The organism is Streptomyces sp. NPDC008238, from assembly GCF_042956445.1.
In the GTDB taxonomy this organism is placed as follows: Bacteria; Actinomycetota; Actinomycetes; order Streptomycetales; family Streptomycetaceae; genus Actinacidiphila.
This window is the reverse complement of the sequence record NZ_JBIBGK010000006.1, coordinates 184,591-201,771: the sequence shown is the minus strand read 5'-3', so window position 1 is coordinate 201,771 and position 17,181 is coordinate 184,591. Positions and strand designations below refer to the sequence as shown.

The window sequence follows — 17,181 nt, the reverse complement described above, 5'->3', positions numbered from 1 at the left end:
GTGATTCACTTCCGAATTAATCCCACGAATGAGCCGCGGGCCTTTTCTCCAATTCCGGGAATGCGAGGTCCTGAATTCCCGGGGCGGATAGTCTCTCCGTCATGAAGAGCCGCACGGCACAGCTGATCACCGGACTCGTGGCGGTCGCCGTCGCCGCCACGACCGCCTCCCTCCTCACCGGCCGGGAGCCCGCCGGCGTACCGGCTCCCCGCGCGCACCAGGGGCGGGAGCCGGTGGCCGAGGTGGCCTTCACCCCGTACGTGGACGCCTCGCGCTCCACCGCGTACGACCTGGCGGGCGCGGCCCGCAGGACCGGGGCCGACGGCTTCACCCTCGGCTTCGTCACCGCCGGCGAGGGCTGCGCCGCGACCTGGGACGGGCGCGACGGCATCACCCACGACGACCTGGCGAACCGGATCGCCGCCCTGCGCGCCACCGGCCGCGACGTGCGCGTCTCGTTCGGCGGCGCCGACGGCACGGAACTCGCCGGGGCCTGCGACGACGTGACCCGACTCGGCGCCGTCTACGCCGAGGTGATCGCCCGTTACCGGCTGACCGGGGTCGACTTCGACGTCGAGGGGGACGACCTCGCGGACACCGCCGCCAACACCCGGCGGGCGCGCGCCGTCGCCCGCCTCCAGGCGCAGGCGCGGCGCGAGGGACGGACCCTGTCGGTCTCCTTCACGCTGCCCGTGATGCCGTCCGGGCTGACCGCCGAGGCCTCGGCGCTGCTCGCGGACGCACGGCGCCAGGGTGTGCGGGTCGACGGCGTCAACATCATGGCGATGGACTACGGGGAGGCGTACACGGGCGACATGGGCCGGTACGCGATCCAGTCGGCCACCGCGGCGCAACGGCAGCTCAAGACGCTGCTGGGCCGCCAGGAAGCGGCGGCCTGGCGGACCCTCACCGTGACGCCGATGATCGGGGTGAACGACATCGAGGGCGAGGTCTTCACCTTGCGGGACGCGGCACGTCTGGCGGCGTTCGCCCGCGACAAGGGGCTGGGCGGCCTGTCCATGTGGTCGGCCGACCGGGACCGGCCCTGCGAGGACGGCACCATGGAGACGGCTCCGACCCGGTGCAGCGGGGTCGACCAGCCGTCACTGGCGTTCGCGCGGGCGCTCGCGGACCCGTGAGGGACGAGCCGCGGACAAGGAGCGGACGGCGGAAGAGGGGCGTGCCGCACGCGAGGAGCGCCGGCCGCGCGCGGGGGCGGGCTCGGGGACGACGTCGCCGTCGGGCGGGTCGAGCGCCACGACGACCCCGGCGAGGAAGAGGAAGACGACCGGGCCGATCAGCACCGGGGCCAGGAACGCCACGGGCCCCGCCCCGCTCGCCCCCTGCCGGGCGTCGCTGTGCAGGTGGACCGTCAGCGCGGCCATGCCGGTGTAATGCATCACGGTGACGGCGAGGCCCAGGACGAGGGCGGCGAGGGCACCGGCGAACACGCGCCGGACGAAGAGCGCCACCCACAGGGCGACGGTGGCGGCCAGCACGGCGACGCCGACTGACAGCACCACCGTGGACTGCGTGTACTCCAGGTCACCGCGCAGCCGCAGGGCCCGCATGCCCGTGTAGTGCATGGCGGCGATGCCGAGCCCGGTGAGGCATCCGCCGCCCAGTACGGCGAGCGGCGTGCGGCCCGCGAAGCCGACGAGGAACACCCCGAGCCCGACGACCACGACGGCGACCAGCAGGCTCTCGAAGGTGACGGGCGTGTCATAGGTGATCCGCACCTGACCGACGCTGAAGCCCATCATGGCGACGAAGTGCATGGTCCAGATGCCGGAGCCGATGGCCGCGGAACCCAGCGCGAGCCAGCCGGCCCGCCGCGAAGGCTGCATGGCCAGGGCCCGGATGATGCAGCGCAGCCCGAGGGCGGCGCCTAAGCAGGCCATCAGGAACCCCACCAGTGGGGTCGCCCATCCGTAGGTGAATCCGTTGACCGTTCCGTATGTGCCGTTCACGGCACCCTCCCCTGGCCGCGCCGGTCCCCGCACTGTCAGAAACTAGGCTCGCCGCCGCGCCCCGCGCCGCCGCCTCACGACGACTTCATCGCGCGTGCACCCGTACGTCACCTCGCCCCGGGCAGCGCCGTGATCCGTTCCAGCGGCCCGTACGGTCCCTCCGCCAGGGCGGTGCGCAGGGCGGCGACAACCTCGGCGGGGCTGCGGGTGAGCGCGGCGGGCGCGACCCGCAGCACACGCAGTCCCAGCGACTCCAGGCGGCCGCGCCCGGCCCCCGGGCCGAGGTCCAGCACGAGGCCGTCGCGCACCCAGTAGGCGTCGGGCGAGCCCAGGAAGGCGCCGTCGAGCTGGAGCACGGGACGCCACAGCGGTTGCCGCAGCCCGGACCGGGCCACCAGGGCCCGGGCCATCGGCTCGGCGGGGGCGGCAGGCGCGCCGGGGTCCATGGCCTCCAGCAGCGCCGCCACGGCGGGGCGCCGCGCCAGCACCGCGCCGCCCAGTTCCGCGGCGAGCGCGGGGGCGGGCACGCCGAGCCCGGTGACCAGTTCGCGGACCACCTCCAGGGCCCACTCGGGGTCGATCGACTCCCGTACGCCGTCCGCCGCCGCCCGGACCACCGGCGCCACGGGCACACCGTCCACGCTGTCGGGCAGGGGGAGCCCGCGGCCGTGGTGGACCCGTACCCAGGTGTGGGTGCGGATGCGGCGCTCGCTCGGGACGAGGACATCCACCACCGGGAGCCCGCAGGGCGGCGCGGCCACGCCGACGCCGTGCAGGGCGAGCCCCGCCACACCGGTGATCATGGCCGGAACCTGCGGGTACCCGGCGAACGCCAGTGCGGCTCTGGACCGCTGGGCGGCGGTGAGCGGACCGGTCTGGAGGACGACCACCCGGGGCAGCGGCCGCTGCCACCGGCCGCCGGGCCGGCACCACTCGCGCAGCCTGCTCTGCGGCACGCCCACCGCGGCGAGCTGGGCGACGGTGGCGACCCGGTCCTGTTCGCGGGCGAGCCGGCGGACGGCGGGGATGAAGTCGTTTCGCGTCATGCGCGCCCCATCCCCCTCGTAACCGATCAACTACCGCTTGTGACACACCTGTCGAGAACGGCCACCCTCCCGGGTGGCCAGGCGTGCAGCCGGTTGCCGTCACTGCACGGGGGCGGCCGGACCGGGCCGCGCCCCCGGTCGTGCCCCTCCGTGCCCCCGTCCGGGACCCGTTGTCGGTGCCCCGTCCTAGGCTGGGGACCGTGACGCAACCGCAGACCCCCACCGCCGAGGTCGCCTGGACGGTGCTGGAGGCACCGATCGGGCCCCTCCTGCTCGCCGCGACCGGGCAGGGCCTGGTCCACGTCGCCTTCCGGACCGGCGAGAAGGAGGCGCCCGCCGTGCTGGAGCGGATCTGCTCCCGGCTGGGCGCCGTGCCCGCGCGCAGGCCCGGTCCCGCGACCGCCGCCGGGGCCCGGCTCGACGAGGCGATACCCCAGGTGGAGGCGTACTTCGCCGGGACGCGGCACAGCTTCGACCTCGCCCTGGACTGGTCGCTGACGACCGGCTTCAACCGCCGTGTGCTGCGCGAACTGTCGGGCAACGTCGCGTTCGGCAGCGTCGTCGGCTACCAGGACCTGGCGAACCGGGTCGGCGAACCGGGCGCGGCCCGCGCCGTGGGCACGGCCATGGGCTCCAACCCGCTGCCCGTCGTCGTGCCGTGCCACCGGGTCCTGGAGAGCGACGGAGGCATCGGCGGCTTCGGCGGGGGCGCGCGCATGCTCGACATCAAGCGCTCGCTGCTGGCCCTGGAGGGTGTCCTGCCGGAACCGCTGTTCTGACGGGTCGCCGGCCGCCGCCGCGGCCACCGGCCGTCGCTGCGGCGGAAGGGCCCGCAACGGGCCGGGAGGGGTGGAGACATGGACGGACCGGCTTTCCGCATCACCGAGGGCGCACCGGACTCACCGGTGCTCCTCCACGTACCGCACAGCGCCCGCGCCGTGCCCCGGCACGTCCGCGAGCGCATCCTCCTGGACGACGCCGCGCTGACGGCCGAACTCGACCGCATGACGGACGCCCACACCGACCTCATCGCCGGGCGCGCCGCCGCGCGGACGGGGGCCTGGCAGTTCACCAACCTCCTGTCACGGCTGGTCGTCGACCCCGAGCGGTTCCCCGACGAGCGGGAGGAGATGCGCGCCGTCGGCATGGGCGCCGTCTACACCCGCACCTCGCACGGCGCGCCGCTGCGCGCGGACGACTCCCGGCACGAACGGGCCCTGCTGGACGCCTACTTCGAGCCGTACGCGGCCGCCATGACGGCTGCCGTCCAGGACCGGCTGGCGGCCACCGGACGGGCGGTCGTCATCGACGTGCACTCCTACCCGGGCACTCCGCTCCCCTACGAGCTGCACGGCGACGGGCCCCGCCCCGCGGTCTGCCTGGCCACCGACGCCTTCCACACGCCGTCCTGGCTGCTGGACGCCGCCCGCGAGGCCTTCGCGCCGTGCGGCGACGTCGGTCTCGACTCGCCGTTCGCCGGTACCTATGTGCCGTTGACGTTCTACGGCCGGACCCGCGAAGTGTCGGCGCTGATGGTCGAGATACGCCGGGACGGGTACATGACCGAGCCCGCGGGCGACGCCGTCGCGGGCTTCGACAGGCTCGGTGACGCCCTGGCCGCACTCGTCTCCGCCGTGGCCGCGGGCGGCCGCACCGGCTGACGCCGAGGGGGCCCGCCGGCCTCAGCCGAGGCGGAAGCCGGTGAACTCCACCAGTCCCCGGTCCCCCGTGCCGCCGTTGCCCGCGGTCATGAAGAGCCCCACGTCCTGCTGCGGGGCCGCCGAGAGGACGGTCACGGTCGCCACCTTCCGCCACGTCGTCCCGTCGTCGGTGCTGCACTCCCCCGTGTACGCGCGGCCCCGGCGGCGCAGCCTCAGCAGCACCGGTGCCCGCACACCGGCGAGCCGCCGGTAGCGGTTCACCTGCCCGCCGCCGTCGGAGTCGTACGACAGCGTCACCCCGTGGCCGGGGCTCACCGCCAGGTTCAGGAAGCCCGGCGCGGCCGGGTCCTCGAGGTCGTCGCGGACGACGATGCCCGCCCGGGCCCACGCGGCCGTCTCGGCCTGGCTGTCGACGCGCGTGGTGACCGTCCCGCCGTCCCGCAGCGCGCCGCGCCGCAGGAGCGCCGCGAACTCGGCGGTGCCCTTCCACAGGTCGCGCCCGGCGCCGTCGATGGCGAAGCGGTCGCCGAGCTGCCCGAAGACGGCACCGGCGCCGTCCACAGTGCGGAACGCGCGGTCCAGCGGGCCCGCGACGTACAGGTCACCGGTGGCGACCGCGGGCACCCGCGCCCCGCCCGGCACCGGCTCGTACGCGGCGCGCGCCTCGTACCGCAGCGGCGACAGCGGCCGCCCCGGATGCGCCTCGGGCGCGGTGACGTGCCAGGTCGCGCGGCCGGTGCCGCCGGCCGCCACGCGCGGCAGCGACAGCGACCCCCGCGCGGCGGCCCGCACTCCGTCCGTGGTCAGGGAGAAGCCCACCGTGCCCGTGGGGGCGAGCCCGTTGGTGTTGGTGAACTCCGCGGTGACCAGGGTCCGGCCGCCCGGCCGCAGCGTCGCCGGCTGCGCCGTCACCGTCAGCGTGCCCTGGTAGGGGGCGGCGGCGAGCACCTCGTAGGCCCGCCGGGCGAGTGTGTGCGCGTCGCCGGTGGGGCGGGTGGGGTAGCTCCCGGCGCGCTTCGTCCAGGGCTCCTCGGTCCGGTACCAGTCGACGTCCCGCGGTGTGCGGCGGGTGGTGAGGGCCGTCGCGCACTCGTCCAGGAAGGTCCGCCAGCGCGGCAGGTAGAAGTCCGCGACGAGGCCGTTCCAGTCCCGGTTGGCGTACTCGTGCAGCGACGCCGAGGTCGCCCGGCCACCCCAGGTGGTGGCCAGCACGCGCGCGGTGCGCTCGAGTCCGGCGCGCTGCGCCTCCGCCCCGCGCCAGGCCCGGGCCTCCGCGAGCCAGGGGCCCAGCAGGAAGGCCCGGTGGCCGCCGGCGACCTCGTCGGCCAGCCGCATCAGCCGCAGCCACAGTTCGGACAGCTGGCGGAAGACCGCCGCGTCACCGCGCGCGAACGCGGCGCGCAGTTGCGGCAGGAGCTGCCGGCTGCGGTTGGCGACGGCCTGCCGGGCGACGTCGACCAGGTCGTAGCGGTAGGCGTCCCGGGCGCGCGCCCCGGCGGACACCCCCAGGAGCGCGGCGAGCGCCGTGTCGAAGGCGGCGGGGTCGTAGGTGAGGGCGTTCGGCGCGTACACGCTGCCGGAGTCGGCGGTCAGCGAGGGGCGGGCGGTGAACAGGCTGTCGTGGGCGTCGGCGCGCTCCAGTGCCTCGTGCCGGTAGGCGGTGCGGCGCAGTGCCTGCCAGGCGACGCGGGCCTGGCCGTCGGCGGTGCCGTAGCGGGTCCGCGCGTAGGTGTCGAACCAGGACGGCAGGTCCACCCGCCGCTCGTGCCAGGGCAGTTCGCAGAAGAGCTCGAAGGCGGCCGGGTCGCGCTCGGCGGCCTCCGGCAGGTAGCAGGTGCCGGTCAGGGCGCTGCCGGGCCTGTCCCGCCAGGTGAAGAAGCGGTCCGCCCACACGTGGGTCTTGGCGCCGATGGTCGTGCGGCCGCCGAAGTTGGGGATGGAACCGAAGGCGTACGGGGTGCCCGCCCAGTCCCGCTCGCGGTCGGTGACCGACGTGTACCGGTCGGAGACGCCGTCCACGACGAGCATCCGCTCCTTGTCGACGGCCCCCAGTAGGTCGGCCCGGGGGTTCTTCTCCCAGCCGAGGATCACCCAGGTCGCACGGGGGTGCGCCGCGAGCAGCGCCGCCTGGACGCCCCGGGCGGCCGCGGGCACGGGCACGCGGCCGGCGGTGCCGCCCTCGTGGAGCAGGTCCATCTTGAAGTAGTCGGCCTTACCGAACAGCTCCTTCTGGTGGCGGTAGTAGGAGGCGGCCACGGCAGCGAAGGCGCCGGTGCGCGGGTCGAGCCAGTCCGGGCGGGCGAAGCCGTGCCAGGTGCCCTGGGGGACGACGCGCGCCCCCGCGTTGCGCCCGGCGAACCCGTCCGGGACCGTGCCGAAGTAGCCCGGCAGCACCGGGGCCATGCCCAGCTCCCGCAGCCGCGCGGTGATCCTGCGGCCCAGCGTGGCACGGGCGTCGACCATGCCGGCGGTCAGCGGGCCGCCGTAGCCCGAGAGGTTCTGCAGCAGCCACCACGGCTGGTGGGACGGCGCGGGCAGCCAGGCCAGGGCCTCCCGGTCGGAGTAGCCGAACTCGCGCAGCACACGCCGGTACACGGCCTCGGCGCCCGCCACCACCAGCACCTCGTTGCAGCCGTGCAGGGCCAGGACGTCGATGAAGCGCTCCCAGCGCGACCAGTCGGCGTAGGGGGCGGTGTAACCGTCGTTGGTGTCGTTGAGGACGAAGCGGTGCGGCACGGTCGCGCGCCGGGCGATGCCGCCCGGGGGCGGGGCGGGGAGCGTGGCGGGCAGGGCGTCCAGACTGTCGCCCATCCAGGAGACGCCCACGCCGCACACGTGCTTGAGGTACCAGCGCACGCCGCACAGCAGTGTGGCCGGAGACGTACCCGCCACCTCGACCCGCCCGCGAGTGCCCGCGATCCGGAAACGGTCGGACCGTTCGCCGTCCTTGCCCCCGTGCCCCCGGTCCAGGGCGAGCAGCCGGAACTGCCCCGCATGCCGCGGCAGCAGCCGCCGCAGAGCAGCCTGCGCGGGAGCGGTGTCGAAGGAGGTGTCGAAGGGGGAGGCCGCGGCCGCGGCCCCCACCGGGAGGACCGCACCCGCCGCGGTCGCGGCGGCGGAACCCAGCAGCGTCCGCCTGGTCACTCGAGTCACGGCCGGCTCCCCACAGTTGAGGCTGCGTCAGAACGCGTGCCGGAACCGTAACGGGAGTGACGATGCGGATCAATGTGACGCGAGGGGTGTTCGCCGTAAAACCGGGCGAACTACCCACCCTGGCTCACGTCGGGTCGGGGAAGCGGGCCGCCTGCAGGTAGTCGGGCTTGGGGTCGAGCGCCGCCGCCAGCCGGAAGTGCCGCAGCGCCTCACCGGAACGCCCCGAGCGCTCCAGGGTGCGGCCCAGCGCGAAGTGCGCGTACGCGTTGTCCGGCTCGCGCTCCAGGACGACCTGGAACTCCAGCTCGGCCGGGCGCAGCTGCGCGGCCAGGAAGAAGGCCCGGGCGCGCAGCAGCCGCGCGGCGGTGTTCTCCGGGTGGGCGGCGATGACCGAGTCCAGCAGCTTCACCGCCCCGCGGGCGTCGCGGGCCGCGAGCAGCTGCTCCGCCGCACGGAAGTCGATCACGTGGTTCTCGGGGCTCTGCTCGGGCACAGCCGCCTCCTTCCCCGGGCACTCAACAGCTCACAACTACCCAACATCACCGTCCGCATATGCATTCCCCGGAGGAACACCGCGTCGGACGGCTCACGCCTCCTCGTCCGCCGGACGCGGTTCCGCCGGCACCGCGGGCTCCGTACGGCCCTTCGGCGCCTCCAGCGCCGCCGTGGCTGTGCCGTCCACCTCGGCGACGGGCCGCGGCGATTCCTCGAGCGGGGCCGGCGCCGCAGCAGGAGCCGGGGCAGACGCAGGAGCCGGGGCAGACGTAGGAGCGGGGCGTTCGCCCCCGGACGCGCGCTCGAAGAAGCGCAGCATCTCCACCGGGAACGGCATGACCAGCGTCGAGTTCTTCTCGGCGGCCACCTCCACCACGGTCTGCAGCAGACGCAGCTGCATCGCCGCCGGAGTGCCGTCCATCGCCGACGCGGCCTGCGCGAGCTTCTGCGAGGCCTGCAGCTCGCCGTCGGCGGTGATGATGCGCGCCCGGCGCTCTCGGTCCGCCTCGGCCTGCCGCGCCATCGACCGCTTCATCGACTCCGGCAGGGCCACGTCCTTGATCTCCACCCGGTCGATGTGGATGCCCCACTCGACGGCCGGCGTGGCCAGCATCAGCTCCAGGCCCTCGTTCATGGCCTCGCGCCCCGACAGCAGGTCGTCCAGTTCGCTCTTGCCGATCACCGACCGCAGCGAGGTCTGGGCCACCTGCACCATGGCGAACTGGTAGTTCTGCACGTCCACGGTGGCCTTGATCGGGTCGATGACCCGGAAGTACAGCACGGCGTCCACCCGCACCGAGACGTTGTCCCGGGTGATGCCCTCCTGCGAGGGCACCGGCATGGTCACCACCTGCATGTTGACCTTGGTCATCCGGTCCACGAACGGCACCAGCAGACGCGGCCCGGGCTGCTTGGCCTGCGGCCGCACCCGTCCGAGGCGGTAGACCACACCCCGCTCGTACTGCCTGATCACCCGGAAGCTGCTCTTGAGACCACCGAGGCCCAGCACCACGACGGCGATCCCGATCACAGCCGACACGGCTTCCATCCCCATCCCCCTCCTGTCCGCGAGGCAGCGACGCTACTGCCCCCAGGACGTCCCCGGAGAGGGTTCCGGATCAGCTCTTGACGATCTTTTGACGCAACTGCTCCCAGACCTGCCGAACCCGGGGCTCCAGCGCCCCCAGCGGCCCGTCGTTGTCGATCACGACGTCGGCGACCGCCAGCCGCTGCTCCCGGGTCGCCTGGGCCGCCATCCGGGCACGGGCGTCCTCCTCGGTCATGCCGCGCAGCCGCACCAGCCGGTCCAGCTGGGTCTCCGGGGCGGCGTCCACCACCACGACCACGTCGTAGAGCGGCGCCAGGGCGTTCTCCGTCAGCAGCGGCACGTCGTGCACGACCACGGCGTCCGGGGCCGCGGCCTGCTCCAGCGCGGCCGAACGGTCCCGGACCAGGGGGTGGACGATCGCGTTCAGCGCCCGCAGCCGCTCGGGGTCGGAGAAGACGATCGCGCCCAGCTTTGGCCGGTCCAGGGAACCATCGGCCGCCAGCACCCCCTCGCCGAACTCGGCGACCACGGCCGCCAGCCCGGGTGTGCCCGGCTCCACCACCTCACGGGCGATCCGGTCGGCGTCGACCAGCACCGCCCCGTAGGAGGCCAGCAGCCGCGACACCTCGCTCTTGCCCGCCCCGATCCCGCCCGTCAGCCCCACTTTGACCATGGCGCGAGACTACCGGGACCCCCGTACCACCACGAGCCCGGTCAGGAGCCGTCGTCCTCGCGGTCGGCCAGGAAACGCTCGAACTCCGCCGCCAGGTCGTCCGCCGACGGCAGTTCGACCGGCTCGGCGATCAGGTTCTGCCGGCTGCTGCCACCCGCCAGCGCGTCGTACTGGTTCTCCAGGCCCTGCACCACCGCGACCAGTTCCGCGTCGCCGTCGGCGACCTGCCGGTCGATCTCGGCGCGCACCGTGTGCGACTCCATCCGCAGCGCGTGCGCCACCTGCGGCAGCACCAGGCCGGTGGCGGCCGTCAGCGTCTCCACCACGGCCAACGCCGAATCCGGGTAGCCCGAACGCGCCAGGTAGTGCGGTACGTGGGCGGCGACCCCCAGCACATCACGGCCGGCCTCCGCCAGCCGGTACTCGATCAGCGACTCCGCGCTGCCCGGCACCTGCGCCTCGTCGAACCACGTGCGGTGGGCCGGCACCAGGTCCAGCCGGTTGCCGTGCGGCGTCAGCCCCACCGGGCGGGTGTGCGGCACGCCCATGGGAATGCCGTGGAAGTTGAACGCCAGCCGCACGCCCAGCCGCTCCACGACCTGCACGACGGCCGCGGCGAAACGCTCCCACTCGATGTCCGGCTCCTGGCCCGACAGCAGCAGGAACGGCGAGCCCGTGCTGTCACGCACCAGCCGCAGCGCGATCTCCGGCGCCTCGTACCCCGTCCAGCTGTCCCGCTTGAAGGTCATCAGCGGTCGGCGCGCCCGGTAGTCCACCAGGCGGTCCGCGTCGAAACGCGCCACGACCCGGTGCTCCTGCCGTTCCAGCAGCTCCTCGACGACCTGCGCGCCGGTCTCCCCGGCGTCGATGTACCCGTCGAAGTGGTACAGCAGTACGGGTCCGGTCTCGCCGAACGCCTCGTCGACCGCCTCTGCCCCGCCCGGCTCGTATGCGTACAGCCCCTGCGGATCCAGCACTGCGCACCCTTCCCTCGGTCTTCGTCAACTCTCGGTGCAACGGACCGTACAGCCCGCGCATTCCCGCCCGGACCCGGCGAACGCGGAAGGACCCGCCCTCCAGGGGAGAGCGGGTCCTTCCGTGTTGCTGCGGCGGGCGCGAGCCCTGCGATCAGCTCTGGCCGCCGGCCAGCTTCTCGCGGAGCGCGGCCAGCGCCTCGTCCGACGCCAGGGCGCCGGACTGGTCACCGGACTCCGAGGAGTACGAGCCACCGGTCGGGCCGGCCGGAGCCGCCTCGCCGGCCGCGGCCGCCGCCTCGGCGTCCGCCTCGCGGGACTTGATGACCTGGGCCTGGTGCTGCTCGAAGCGGGACTGCGCCTCGGCGTACTGGTGCTCCCACGCCTCCCGCTGGGTCTCGTAGCCCTCGAGCCAGTCGTTGGCCTCGGGGTCGAAGCCCTCGGGGTAGATGTAGTTGCCCTGGTCGTCGTAGGACGCGGCCATGCCGTACAGGGTCGGGTCGAACTCGACCGAGGCCGGGTCGGCACCGAAGGACTCGTTGGCCTGCTTCAGCGAGAGGCTGATGCGACGGCGCTCGAGGTCGATGTCGATGACCTTGACGAAGATCTCGTCGTTGACCTGGACGACCTGCTCCGGGATCTCCACGTGGCGCTCGGCCAGCTCGGAGATGTGGACCAGACCCTCGATGCCCTCGTCCACGCGGACGAACGCACCGAACGGCACCAGCTTGGTGACCTTGCCGGGGACGACCTGGCCGATCTGGTGCGTACGGGCGAACTGCTGCCACGGGTCTTCCTGGGTCGCCTTCAGCGACAGGGAGACACGCTCGCGGTCCATGTCGACGTCCAGGACCTCGACCGTGACCTCCTGGCCGACCTCGACGACCTCGGAGGGGTGGTCGATGTGCTTCCAGGACAGCTCGGACACGTGCACGAGGCCGTCCACGCCACCCAGGTCCACGAAGGCACCGAAGTTGACGATGGAGGAGACGACGCCGGAGCGCACCTGACCCTTCTGGAGGGTGGTGAGGAAGGTCTGGCGGACCTCGCTCTGGGTCTGCTCCAGCCACGCGCGACGGGACAGGACCACGTTGTTGCGGTTCTTGTCCAGCTCGATGATCTTGGCCTCGAGCTCCTTGCCGACGTACGGCTGGAGGTCGCGGACACGGCGCATCTCGACCAGGGAGGCGGGGAGGAAGCCGCGGAGGCCGATGTCGAGGATGAGACCACCCTTGACGACCTCGATGACGGTACCGGTGACGATGCCGTCCTCTTCCTTGATCTTCTCGATCGTGCCCCAGGCGCGCTCGTACTGGGCGCGCTTCTTGGACAGGATCAGACGACCCTCCTTGTCCTCCTTCTGGAGGACCAGGGCCTCGATCTCGTCACCCACGGCGACGACCTCGTTGGGGTCGACGTCGTGCTTGATCGAAAGCTCGCGCGAGGGGATGACACCCTCGGTCTTGTAACCGATGTCGAGCAGGACCTCGTCCCGGTCGACCTTCACGATGACGCCGTCGACGATGTCGCCGTCGTTGAAGTACTTGATCGTCTCGTCGATCGCGGCGAGGAAGGCTTCCTCGGAACCGATGTCGTTGACCGCCACCTGCGGGGTGGTACGAGGGGCCTGGGCCTCGGTGCTGCTCGTCATTAGGAAAAGGGCTCCGGTACGGACATGAAGTCGTAGGTACTGCTACGCCGTAAGCCCGTTTCGCTCCTGCCGATTCCGGACAGCCCACAAGGCCGAGAGGTTTACAACAGATGTGAGCGCAGCCTGCTCCGTCCGAGGCGCGCAGGCTCGCAGCGCAACTTGTAGCATACGGGGGCAGCCGGGCACGGTCAATGCACGAAGAGCACACCACGGGCGTAACACCCCGTACCGGGCACTGGTACATGGACGTGCAGCGGCGGCTCCGCAGCCACAGGTCACCACAGAGGGTACGACGACCAGCGCAATGATCCAAGCACCGGCCCCCCGGCCCGTCCCCGAAGAACCCGAGGCCACGCGACGTGTCGCAGGCGCCACGGAGAGCAGCCGAGCCAACCGCGGATGGTGGGACCGCAACGCAGACGAGTACCAGAGCGACCACGGGGAGTTCCTCGGCGACGCCGACTTCGTCTGGGGCCCGGAAGGAGCAACCGAGGACGAGCTCCACCTCCTCGGACCCACCGCCGCCCTGAAGGACGCGGCCGTCCTGGAGATCGGCGCCGGCGCCGCCCAGTGCTCCCGCTGGCTCGCCGCGCACGGCGCCCGGCCCGTCGCACTCGACCTCTCCCACCGCCAGCTCCAGCACGCCCGCCGCATCGACGACGCACGCGCCGCCGGCTCAACCGGGAGCGGCGCCCCCGCGTTCCCGCTCGTCCAGGCCGACGCCGGCTCGCTCCCCTTCGCCGACGCCTCCTTCGACCACGCCTGCTCCGCCTACGGCGCCCTCCCCTTCATCGCCGACACCGCCCACGTCATGCGCGAGGTCCGGCGCGTGCTGCGCCCCGGCGGCCGCTGGGTCTTCTCCGTCACCCACCCCCTCCGCTGGGCCTTCCCCGACGAACCCGGCCCCGAAGGACTCACCGCCACCGCCTCCTACTTCGACCGCACCCCCTACGTCGAACAGGACGAGACCGGGCACGCCGTCTACGTCGAGCACCACCGCACCCTCGGCGACCGCGTCCGCGAACTCAGCACCGCCGGCTTCCGCCTCGTCGACCTCGTCGAACCCGAGTGGCCCGCCTGGAACACCGCGGAATGGGGCGGCTGGTCCCCGCTGCGCGGCCGGCTCCTCCCCGGCACCGCGGTCTTCGTCTGCGTCGCCGCGTGACCCCCCGCCCCGCACGACTGCGGGAGGACGCCCTCGCCGCCCTCCCCGTGCGCACCGCCGTGCCCGCCCTCCACGACGCCCTCGACGGACACGGCTGCGCCGTGCTCGCCGCCCCTCCCGGCACCGGGAAGACCACCCTCGTCCCGCTCGCCCTCGCCGGGCTCCTCGACGACCGGCCCACCCGGACCGTCCTCGTCGCCGAACCCCGCCGCATGGCCGCCAAGGCCGCCGCCCGCCGCATGGCCTGGCTCCTCGGCGAGGAACCGGGCGGCCGCGTCGGCCACACCGTGCGCGGCGACCGCAAGGTCTCCCCGCGCACCGTCGTCGAGGTCGTCACCACCGGCGTCCTCCTCCAGCGGCTCCAGCGCGACCAGGAACTCCCCGGCACCACCACCGTCCTCCTCGACGAGTGCCACGAACGCCACCTCGACGCCGACACCGCCATGGCCTTCCTGCTCGACGTACGCGCCGCGCTCCGCCCCGACCTGCGCGTCGTCGCCGCCTCCGCCACCACCGACGCCGACGCCTGGTCCCGGCTGCTGGGCGGCGCACCCGTCGTCCGGGCCCAGGGACACATGCACCCCGTGGCCGTCACCCACGCGCCCCCGCCCCACGGCATCCGCCCGCCGCACGGCACGCGCGTCGACCCCGCGTTCCTCGACCACGTCGCCGCCACCGTCCGTACCGCGCTGCGCACCGCGGACGGCGACGTCCTGTGCTTCCTCCCCGGCACCGGCGAGATCGCCCGCGTCGCCCGCCTCCTCGACGGCACCGGCGCCGAGGTCCTCCAACTCCACGGCCAGGCACCCGCCGCCGTCCAGGACGCCGTCCTCCGCGGCGGCGACGGCACCCGCCGCCGCGTCGTCCTGTCCACCTCCGTCGCCGAATCCAGCCTCACCGTCCCCGGCGTACGCGTCGTCGTCGACTCCGGGCTCGCCCGCGAACCCCGCACCGACCACGCCCGCGGACTCGGCTCCCTGACCACCGTCCGGGCCTCCCTCGCCACCGCCGCCCAGCGCGCGGGACGCGCCGGACGCGAAGCACCCGGCACCGCCTATCGCTGCTGGAACGAGGCCGAGGACACCGGCCGGCCCCGCTTCCCCTCCCCCGAGATCGCCGTCGCCGACCTCACCCCCTTCGCCCTCCAGGCAGCCGCCTGGGGCGACCCCGACGCCACCGGACTCGCCCTCCTCGACCCGCCGCCGCCCGGCGCCCTCGCCGCCGCACACGACGTCCTCACCGCCATCGGCGCCCTCCGCCCCGACGGCCGCACCACCGACCGCGGCGACCGCATGGCCCGCATCGGCCTCCACCCCCGGCTCGCCCGCGCCCTCCTCGACGGCGCCCCCCGCACCGGCACCCGCCGCGCCGCCGACATCGTCGCCCTGCTGTCCGAGCAACCCCCGCGCGACCACGGCGACGACCTCGCCGCCGCCTGGCGCACCGCCCGCCGCGCCCACGACGCCCACGCCGACCGCTGGCGCCGCGAAGCCCGCCGCCTGGCCGCGGCGGCCCCCGAGCACCCCGACACGGCCCTGACCGACGACAGCGCCGCCGGGCTCCTCACCGCACTCGCCTTCCCCGAACGCGTCGCCCGCCGCCGGACCGGCACAGGGACTGGGGCGGGGGCCGGCTCAGGCTCCGGCTCCGGCTCCGGCTACCTGATGGCTTCCGGCACCGCCGCCGACCTCGCCGACGGCACACGCCTGGGCACCCCCCAATGGCTCGCCGTCGCCGTCGCCGACCGCCCCGCCGGCTCCCCCTCCGCCCGCGTACGCCTCGCCGCCGTCATCGACGAGGACACCGCACGCACCGCCGCCGCGCCCCTGCTCACCGAAGCCGACGAGGTCACCTGGACCGACGGCGACGTCACCGCCCACCACGCCGCCCGCCTCGGCGCGATCACCCTCACCACCCGCCCCCTCCCCCGCCCCGACCCGGAACACCTGCGCACCGCGCTCCTCGACGGCCTCCGCCGCGAAGGACCCCGCCTGCTCAAGTGGACCCGCGACGCCGACACCCTGCGCCGGCGCCTCGCCTTCCTCCACCGCGAGATCGGCGCCCCATGGCCCGACGTCTCCGACGAGGCCCTGCTCTCCCGCGCGGAGGAGTGGCTGGCCCCCGAACTCGCCACCGCCCGCCGCCGCGCCGACCTCGCCCGCATCGACGCCGCCACCACCCTGGGCCGCCTCCTGCCCTGGGCCACCGGAGACGCCGCCCGCCTCGACGAACTCGCCCCGGAACGCCTGGAGATCCCCTCCGGCTCCAAGGTCCGCGTCTCCTACGACGACGACCGGCCCGTCCTCGCCGCCAAGCTCCAGGAGCTCTTCGGCTGGACCACCACCCCCCGCATCGCCGGCGGCCGCGTCCCCCTCCTCGTCCGCCTGCTCTCCCCCGCGGGCCGCCCCGCCGCCGTCACCGCCGACCTCGCCTCCTTCTGGCGCGACGGCTACCGGGCAGTGCGCGCGGAACTCCGCGGCCGCTACCCCAAGCACCCCTGGCCGGAGGACCCCACGACGGCGGTCGCCACCCGGCACACCAAGGCGCGGCTCAATGCTTCGGACCGATGAAGCGGTCCATCAGCGCGACGGCCTCCCGGCGGGCGACGGAGACGTTGCAGGCGCCGGCCTGCCGCCAGGCGACGCCGAGGGCGTCGAGTGTGTCGGTGCACAGCCGCCGGATGTCCTCGGACCGGTTGGTGAAGAAGTAGCGCGGGTACTCGTAGCGCCTGGTCACTCCGGCCACGGTCCGCGTGGTCCGGTTCACGACCCGGCTCCCGTCGGAATGGATCAGCCCGCGCAGGAAGTCCCAGGGGCACTCGTCCACGACGTCCTGCTGCCAGGGCTCAAGAGCGATCCGGCGCTCGTGCTTCTTGCCGGGTCCGTGCTGGGGGAAGAGGCAGGGCCAGTGGTCGCTGTACGACGTCACCATGGTGCAGCCCTGGGCGTGGACGCGGCACACGGAGTTCCCGGGCCGGACGGCCCTGACGGCCTCCTCGCAGGCGTCGATCAGGCCCGGCCACGCGTCCGCGCAGGCGATGCGCAGGGCGTGACCGCCGCGCGGCTGGGGGCTGATGCAGCCGTCGCCGCGGTAGAGGCCGAGCAGATAGGCGTAGGCGGGCCCCGACGCGCGACCGGTGCACTCGGTGCCGCTCCGTCTGGGTTCGACGCGGGTGCGCCACTCCCGGATGGCCGAACGGGATATTCCGGTCGCCCGGCTCACGGAGTTGAGGCTCCGGCCCTCGGCGAGGAGCGCGAGGGCACGACGGCGCGTTCTCATGTCGTACACGTGCACGACTTTGGCGGGATTCCGGCCACGCGCGGCCGGGAATCCACCGTCTCTCAC

General features: G+C 74.0%; 14 protein-coding genes. 5 read left to right on the top strand and 9 right to left on the bottom strand.

What is annotated here, in order from left to right; all coding sequences use genetic code 11:
* Positions 1-101 precede the first annotated feature (101 nt).
* A complete protein-coding gene (locus tag ACFZAU_RS16795) occupies positions 102-1,139 on the top strand; it encodes a chitinase (protein ID WP_500552759.1) in 1,038 nt (345 codons plus the stop codon).
* Here the strand turns inward: ACFZAU_RS16795 and ACFZAU_RS16790 are convergent.
* The gene (locus ACFZAU_RS16790; protein ID WP_500552832.1) at positions 1,104-1,901 is read right to left on the bottom strand and encodes an MHYT domain-containing protein; all 798 of its coding nucleotides are present in this window, start codon (positions 1,899-1,901) and stop codon (positions 1,104-1,106) included. The genes ACFZAU_RS16795 and ACFZAU_RS16790 overlap by 36 nt on opposite strands.
* Before the next feature lie 176 nt (positions 1,902-2,077).
* On the bottom strand, positions 2,078-3,016 hold the full coding sequence (locus ACFZAU_RS16785) for a hypothetical protein (protein WP_500459416.1): 939 nt from the start codon (positions 3,014-3,016) through the stop codon (positions 2,078-2,080).
* Positions 3,017-3,216: 200 nt separating this feature from the next.
* Here ACFZAU_RS16785 and ACFZAU_RS16780 point away from each other — a divergent pair, with 200 nt between their 5' ends.
* The gene (locus ACFZAU_RS16780; RefSeq protein WP_500552758.1) at positions 3,217-3,795 is read left to right on the top strand and encodes a methylated-DNA--[protein]-cysteine S-methyltransferase; all 579 of its coding nucleotides are present in this window, start codon (positions 3,217-3,219) and stop codon (positions 3,793-3,795) included.
* A gap of 78 nt (positions 3,796-3,873) precedes the next feature.
* Positions 3,874-4,677 (top strand): N-formylglutamate amidohydrolase, encoded by an 804-nt coding sequence (locus tag ACFZAU_RS16775; RefSeq protein WP_500552757.1) that lies wholly within the window; start codon positions 3,874-3,876, stop codon positions 4,675-4,677.
* A gap of 21 nt (positions 4,678-4,698) precedes the next feature.
* On the opposite strand, the gene ACFZAU_RS16770 is transcribed toward ACFZAU_RS16775, so the two are convergent.
* The 6 genes from ACFZAU_RS16770 to rpsA form a co-directional block, all read right to left on the bottom strand.
* Positions 4,699-7,830: an alpha-N-acetylglucosaminidase gene (locus ACFZAU_RS16770; RefSeq protein ID WP_500552756.1), complete on the bottom strand. Its 3,132-nt coding sequence runs from the start codon at positions 7,828-7,830 to the stop codon at positions 4,699-4,701.
* 124 nt (positions 7,831-7,954) lie between these two features.
* Positions 7,955-8,323 carry a tetratricopeptide repeat protein gene (locus ACFZAU_RS16765; protein ID WP_499606090.1) on the bottom strand — a complete coding sequence of 123 codons (369 nt, stop codon included), beginning with the start codon at positions 8,321-8,323 and terminating at the stop codon, positions 7,955-7,957.
* Between the two features lie 93 nt (positions 8,324-8,416).
* Positions 8,417-9,373, bottom strand: coding sequence for a slipin family protein (locus tag ACFZAU_RS16760; protein WP_500552831.1), 957 nt, complete (start codon positions 9,371-9,373; stop codon positions 8,417-8,419).
* 70 nt (positions 9,374-9,443) lie between these two features.
* Positions 9,444-10,046: a dephospho-CoA kinase gene (gene coaE, locus ACFZAU_RS16755; protein ID WP_500552755.1), complete on the bottom strand. Its 603-nt coding sequence runs from the start codon at positions 10,044-10,046 to the stop codon at positions 9,444-9,446.
* 41 nt (positions 10,047-10,087) lie between these two features.
* Positions 10,088-11,023 (bottom strand): PAC2 family protein, encoded by a 936-nt coding sequence (locus ACFZAU_RS16750; RefSeq protein WP_499606084.1) that lies wholly within the window; start codon positions 11,021-11,023, stop codon positions 10,088-10,090.
* A gap of 151 nt (positions 11,024-11,174) precedes the next feature.
* Positions 11,175-12,671, bottom strand: a complete 1,497-nt coding sequence (gene rpsA / locus ACFZAU_RS16745; protein WP_499511262.1) for a 30S ribosomal protein S1 — start codon at positions 12,669-12,671, stop codon at positions 11,175-11,177.
* A gap of 304 nt (positions 12,672-12,975) precedes the next feature.
* On the opposite strand from rpsA, the gene ACFZAU_RS16740 reads away from it, so the two are divergent.
* Together ACFZAU_RS16740 and hrpB are read left to right on the top strand one after the other, a co-directional pair.
* Complete coding sequence (locus tag ACFZAU_RS16740; RefSeq protein WP_500552754.1) at positions 12,976-13,836, top strand: class I SAM-dependent methyltransferase; 861 nt, start codon at positions 12,976-12,978, stop codon at positions 13,834-13,836.
* Positions 13,764-16,406, top strand: coding sequence for an ATP-dependent helicase HrpB (gene hrpB / locus ACFZAU_RS16735; protein ID WP_500552752.1), 2,643 nt, complete (start codon positions 13,764-13,766; stop codon positions 16,404-16,406). The genes ACFZAU_RS16740 and hrpB overlap by 73 nt, the downstream gene beginning before the upstream one ends.
* On the opposite strand, the gene ACFZAU_RS16730 is transcribed toward hrpB, so the two are convergent.
* Positions 16,387-17,124, bottom strand: a complete 738-nt coding sequence (locus ACFZAU_RS16730; RefSeq protein ID WP_500552751.1) for a helix-turn-helix domain-containing protein — start codon at positions 17,122-17,124, stop codon at positions 16,387-16,389. The two genes, hrpB and ACFZAU_RS16730, sit on opposite strands and share 20 nt — an antisense overlap.
* Positions 17,125-17,181: the final 57 nt, after the last annotated feature.

Excerpts from the sequence above, each read along its gene's own strand:
- ACFZAU_RS16795 (WP_500552759.1), top strand. The coding sequence starts at position 102 with ATGAAGAGCCGCACGGCACAGCTGATCACCGGACTCGTGGCGGTCGCC.
- ACFZAU_RS16790 (WP_500552832.1), bottom strand. The coding sequence starts at position 1,901 with ATGGCCTGCTTAGGCGCCGCCCTCGGGCTGCGCTGCATCATCCGGGCC.
- ACFZAU_RS16785 (WP_500459416.1), bottom strand. The coding sequence starts at position 3,016 with ATGACGCGAAACGACTTCATCCCCGCCGTCCGCCGGCTCGCCCGCGAA.
- ACFZAU_RS16775 (WP_500552757.1), top strand. The coding sequence starts at position 3,874 with ATGGACGGACCGGCTTTCCGCATCACCGAGGGCGCACCGGACTCACCG.
- ACFZAU_RS16760 (WP_500552831.1), bottom strand. The coding sequence starts at position 9,373 with ATGGAAGCCGTGTCGGCTGTGATCGGGATCGCCGTCGTGGTGCTGGGC.
- coaE (WP_500552755.1), bottom strand. The coding sequence starts at position 10,046 with ATGGTCAAAGTGGGGCTGACGGGCGGGATCGGGGCGGGCAAGAGCGAG.
- rpsA (WP_499511262.1), bottom strand. The coding sequence starts at position 12,671 with ATGACGAGCAGCACCGAGGCCCAGGCCCCTCGTACCACCCCGCAGGTG.
- ACFZAU_RS16740 (WP_500552754.1), top strand. The coding sequence starts at position 12,976 with ATGATCCAAGCACCGGCCCCCCGGCCCGTCCCCGAAGAACCCGAGGCC.
- hrpB (WP_500552752.1), top strand. The coding sequence starts at position 13,764 with ATGGGGCGGCTGGTCCCCGCTGCGCGGCCGGCTCCTCCCCGGCACCGC.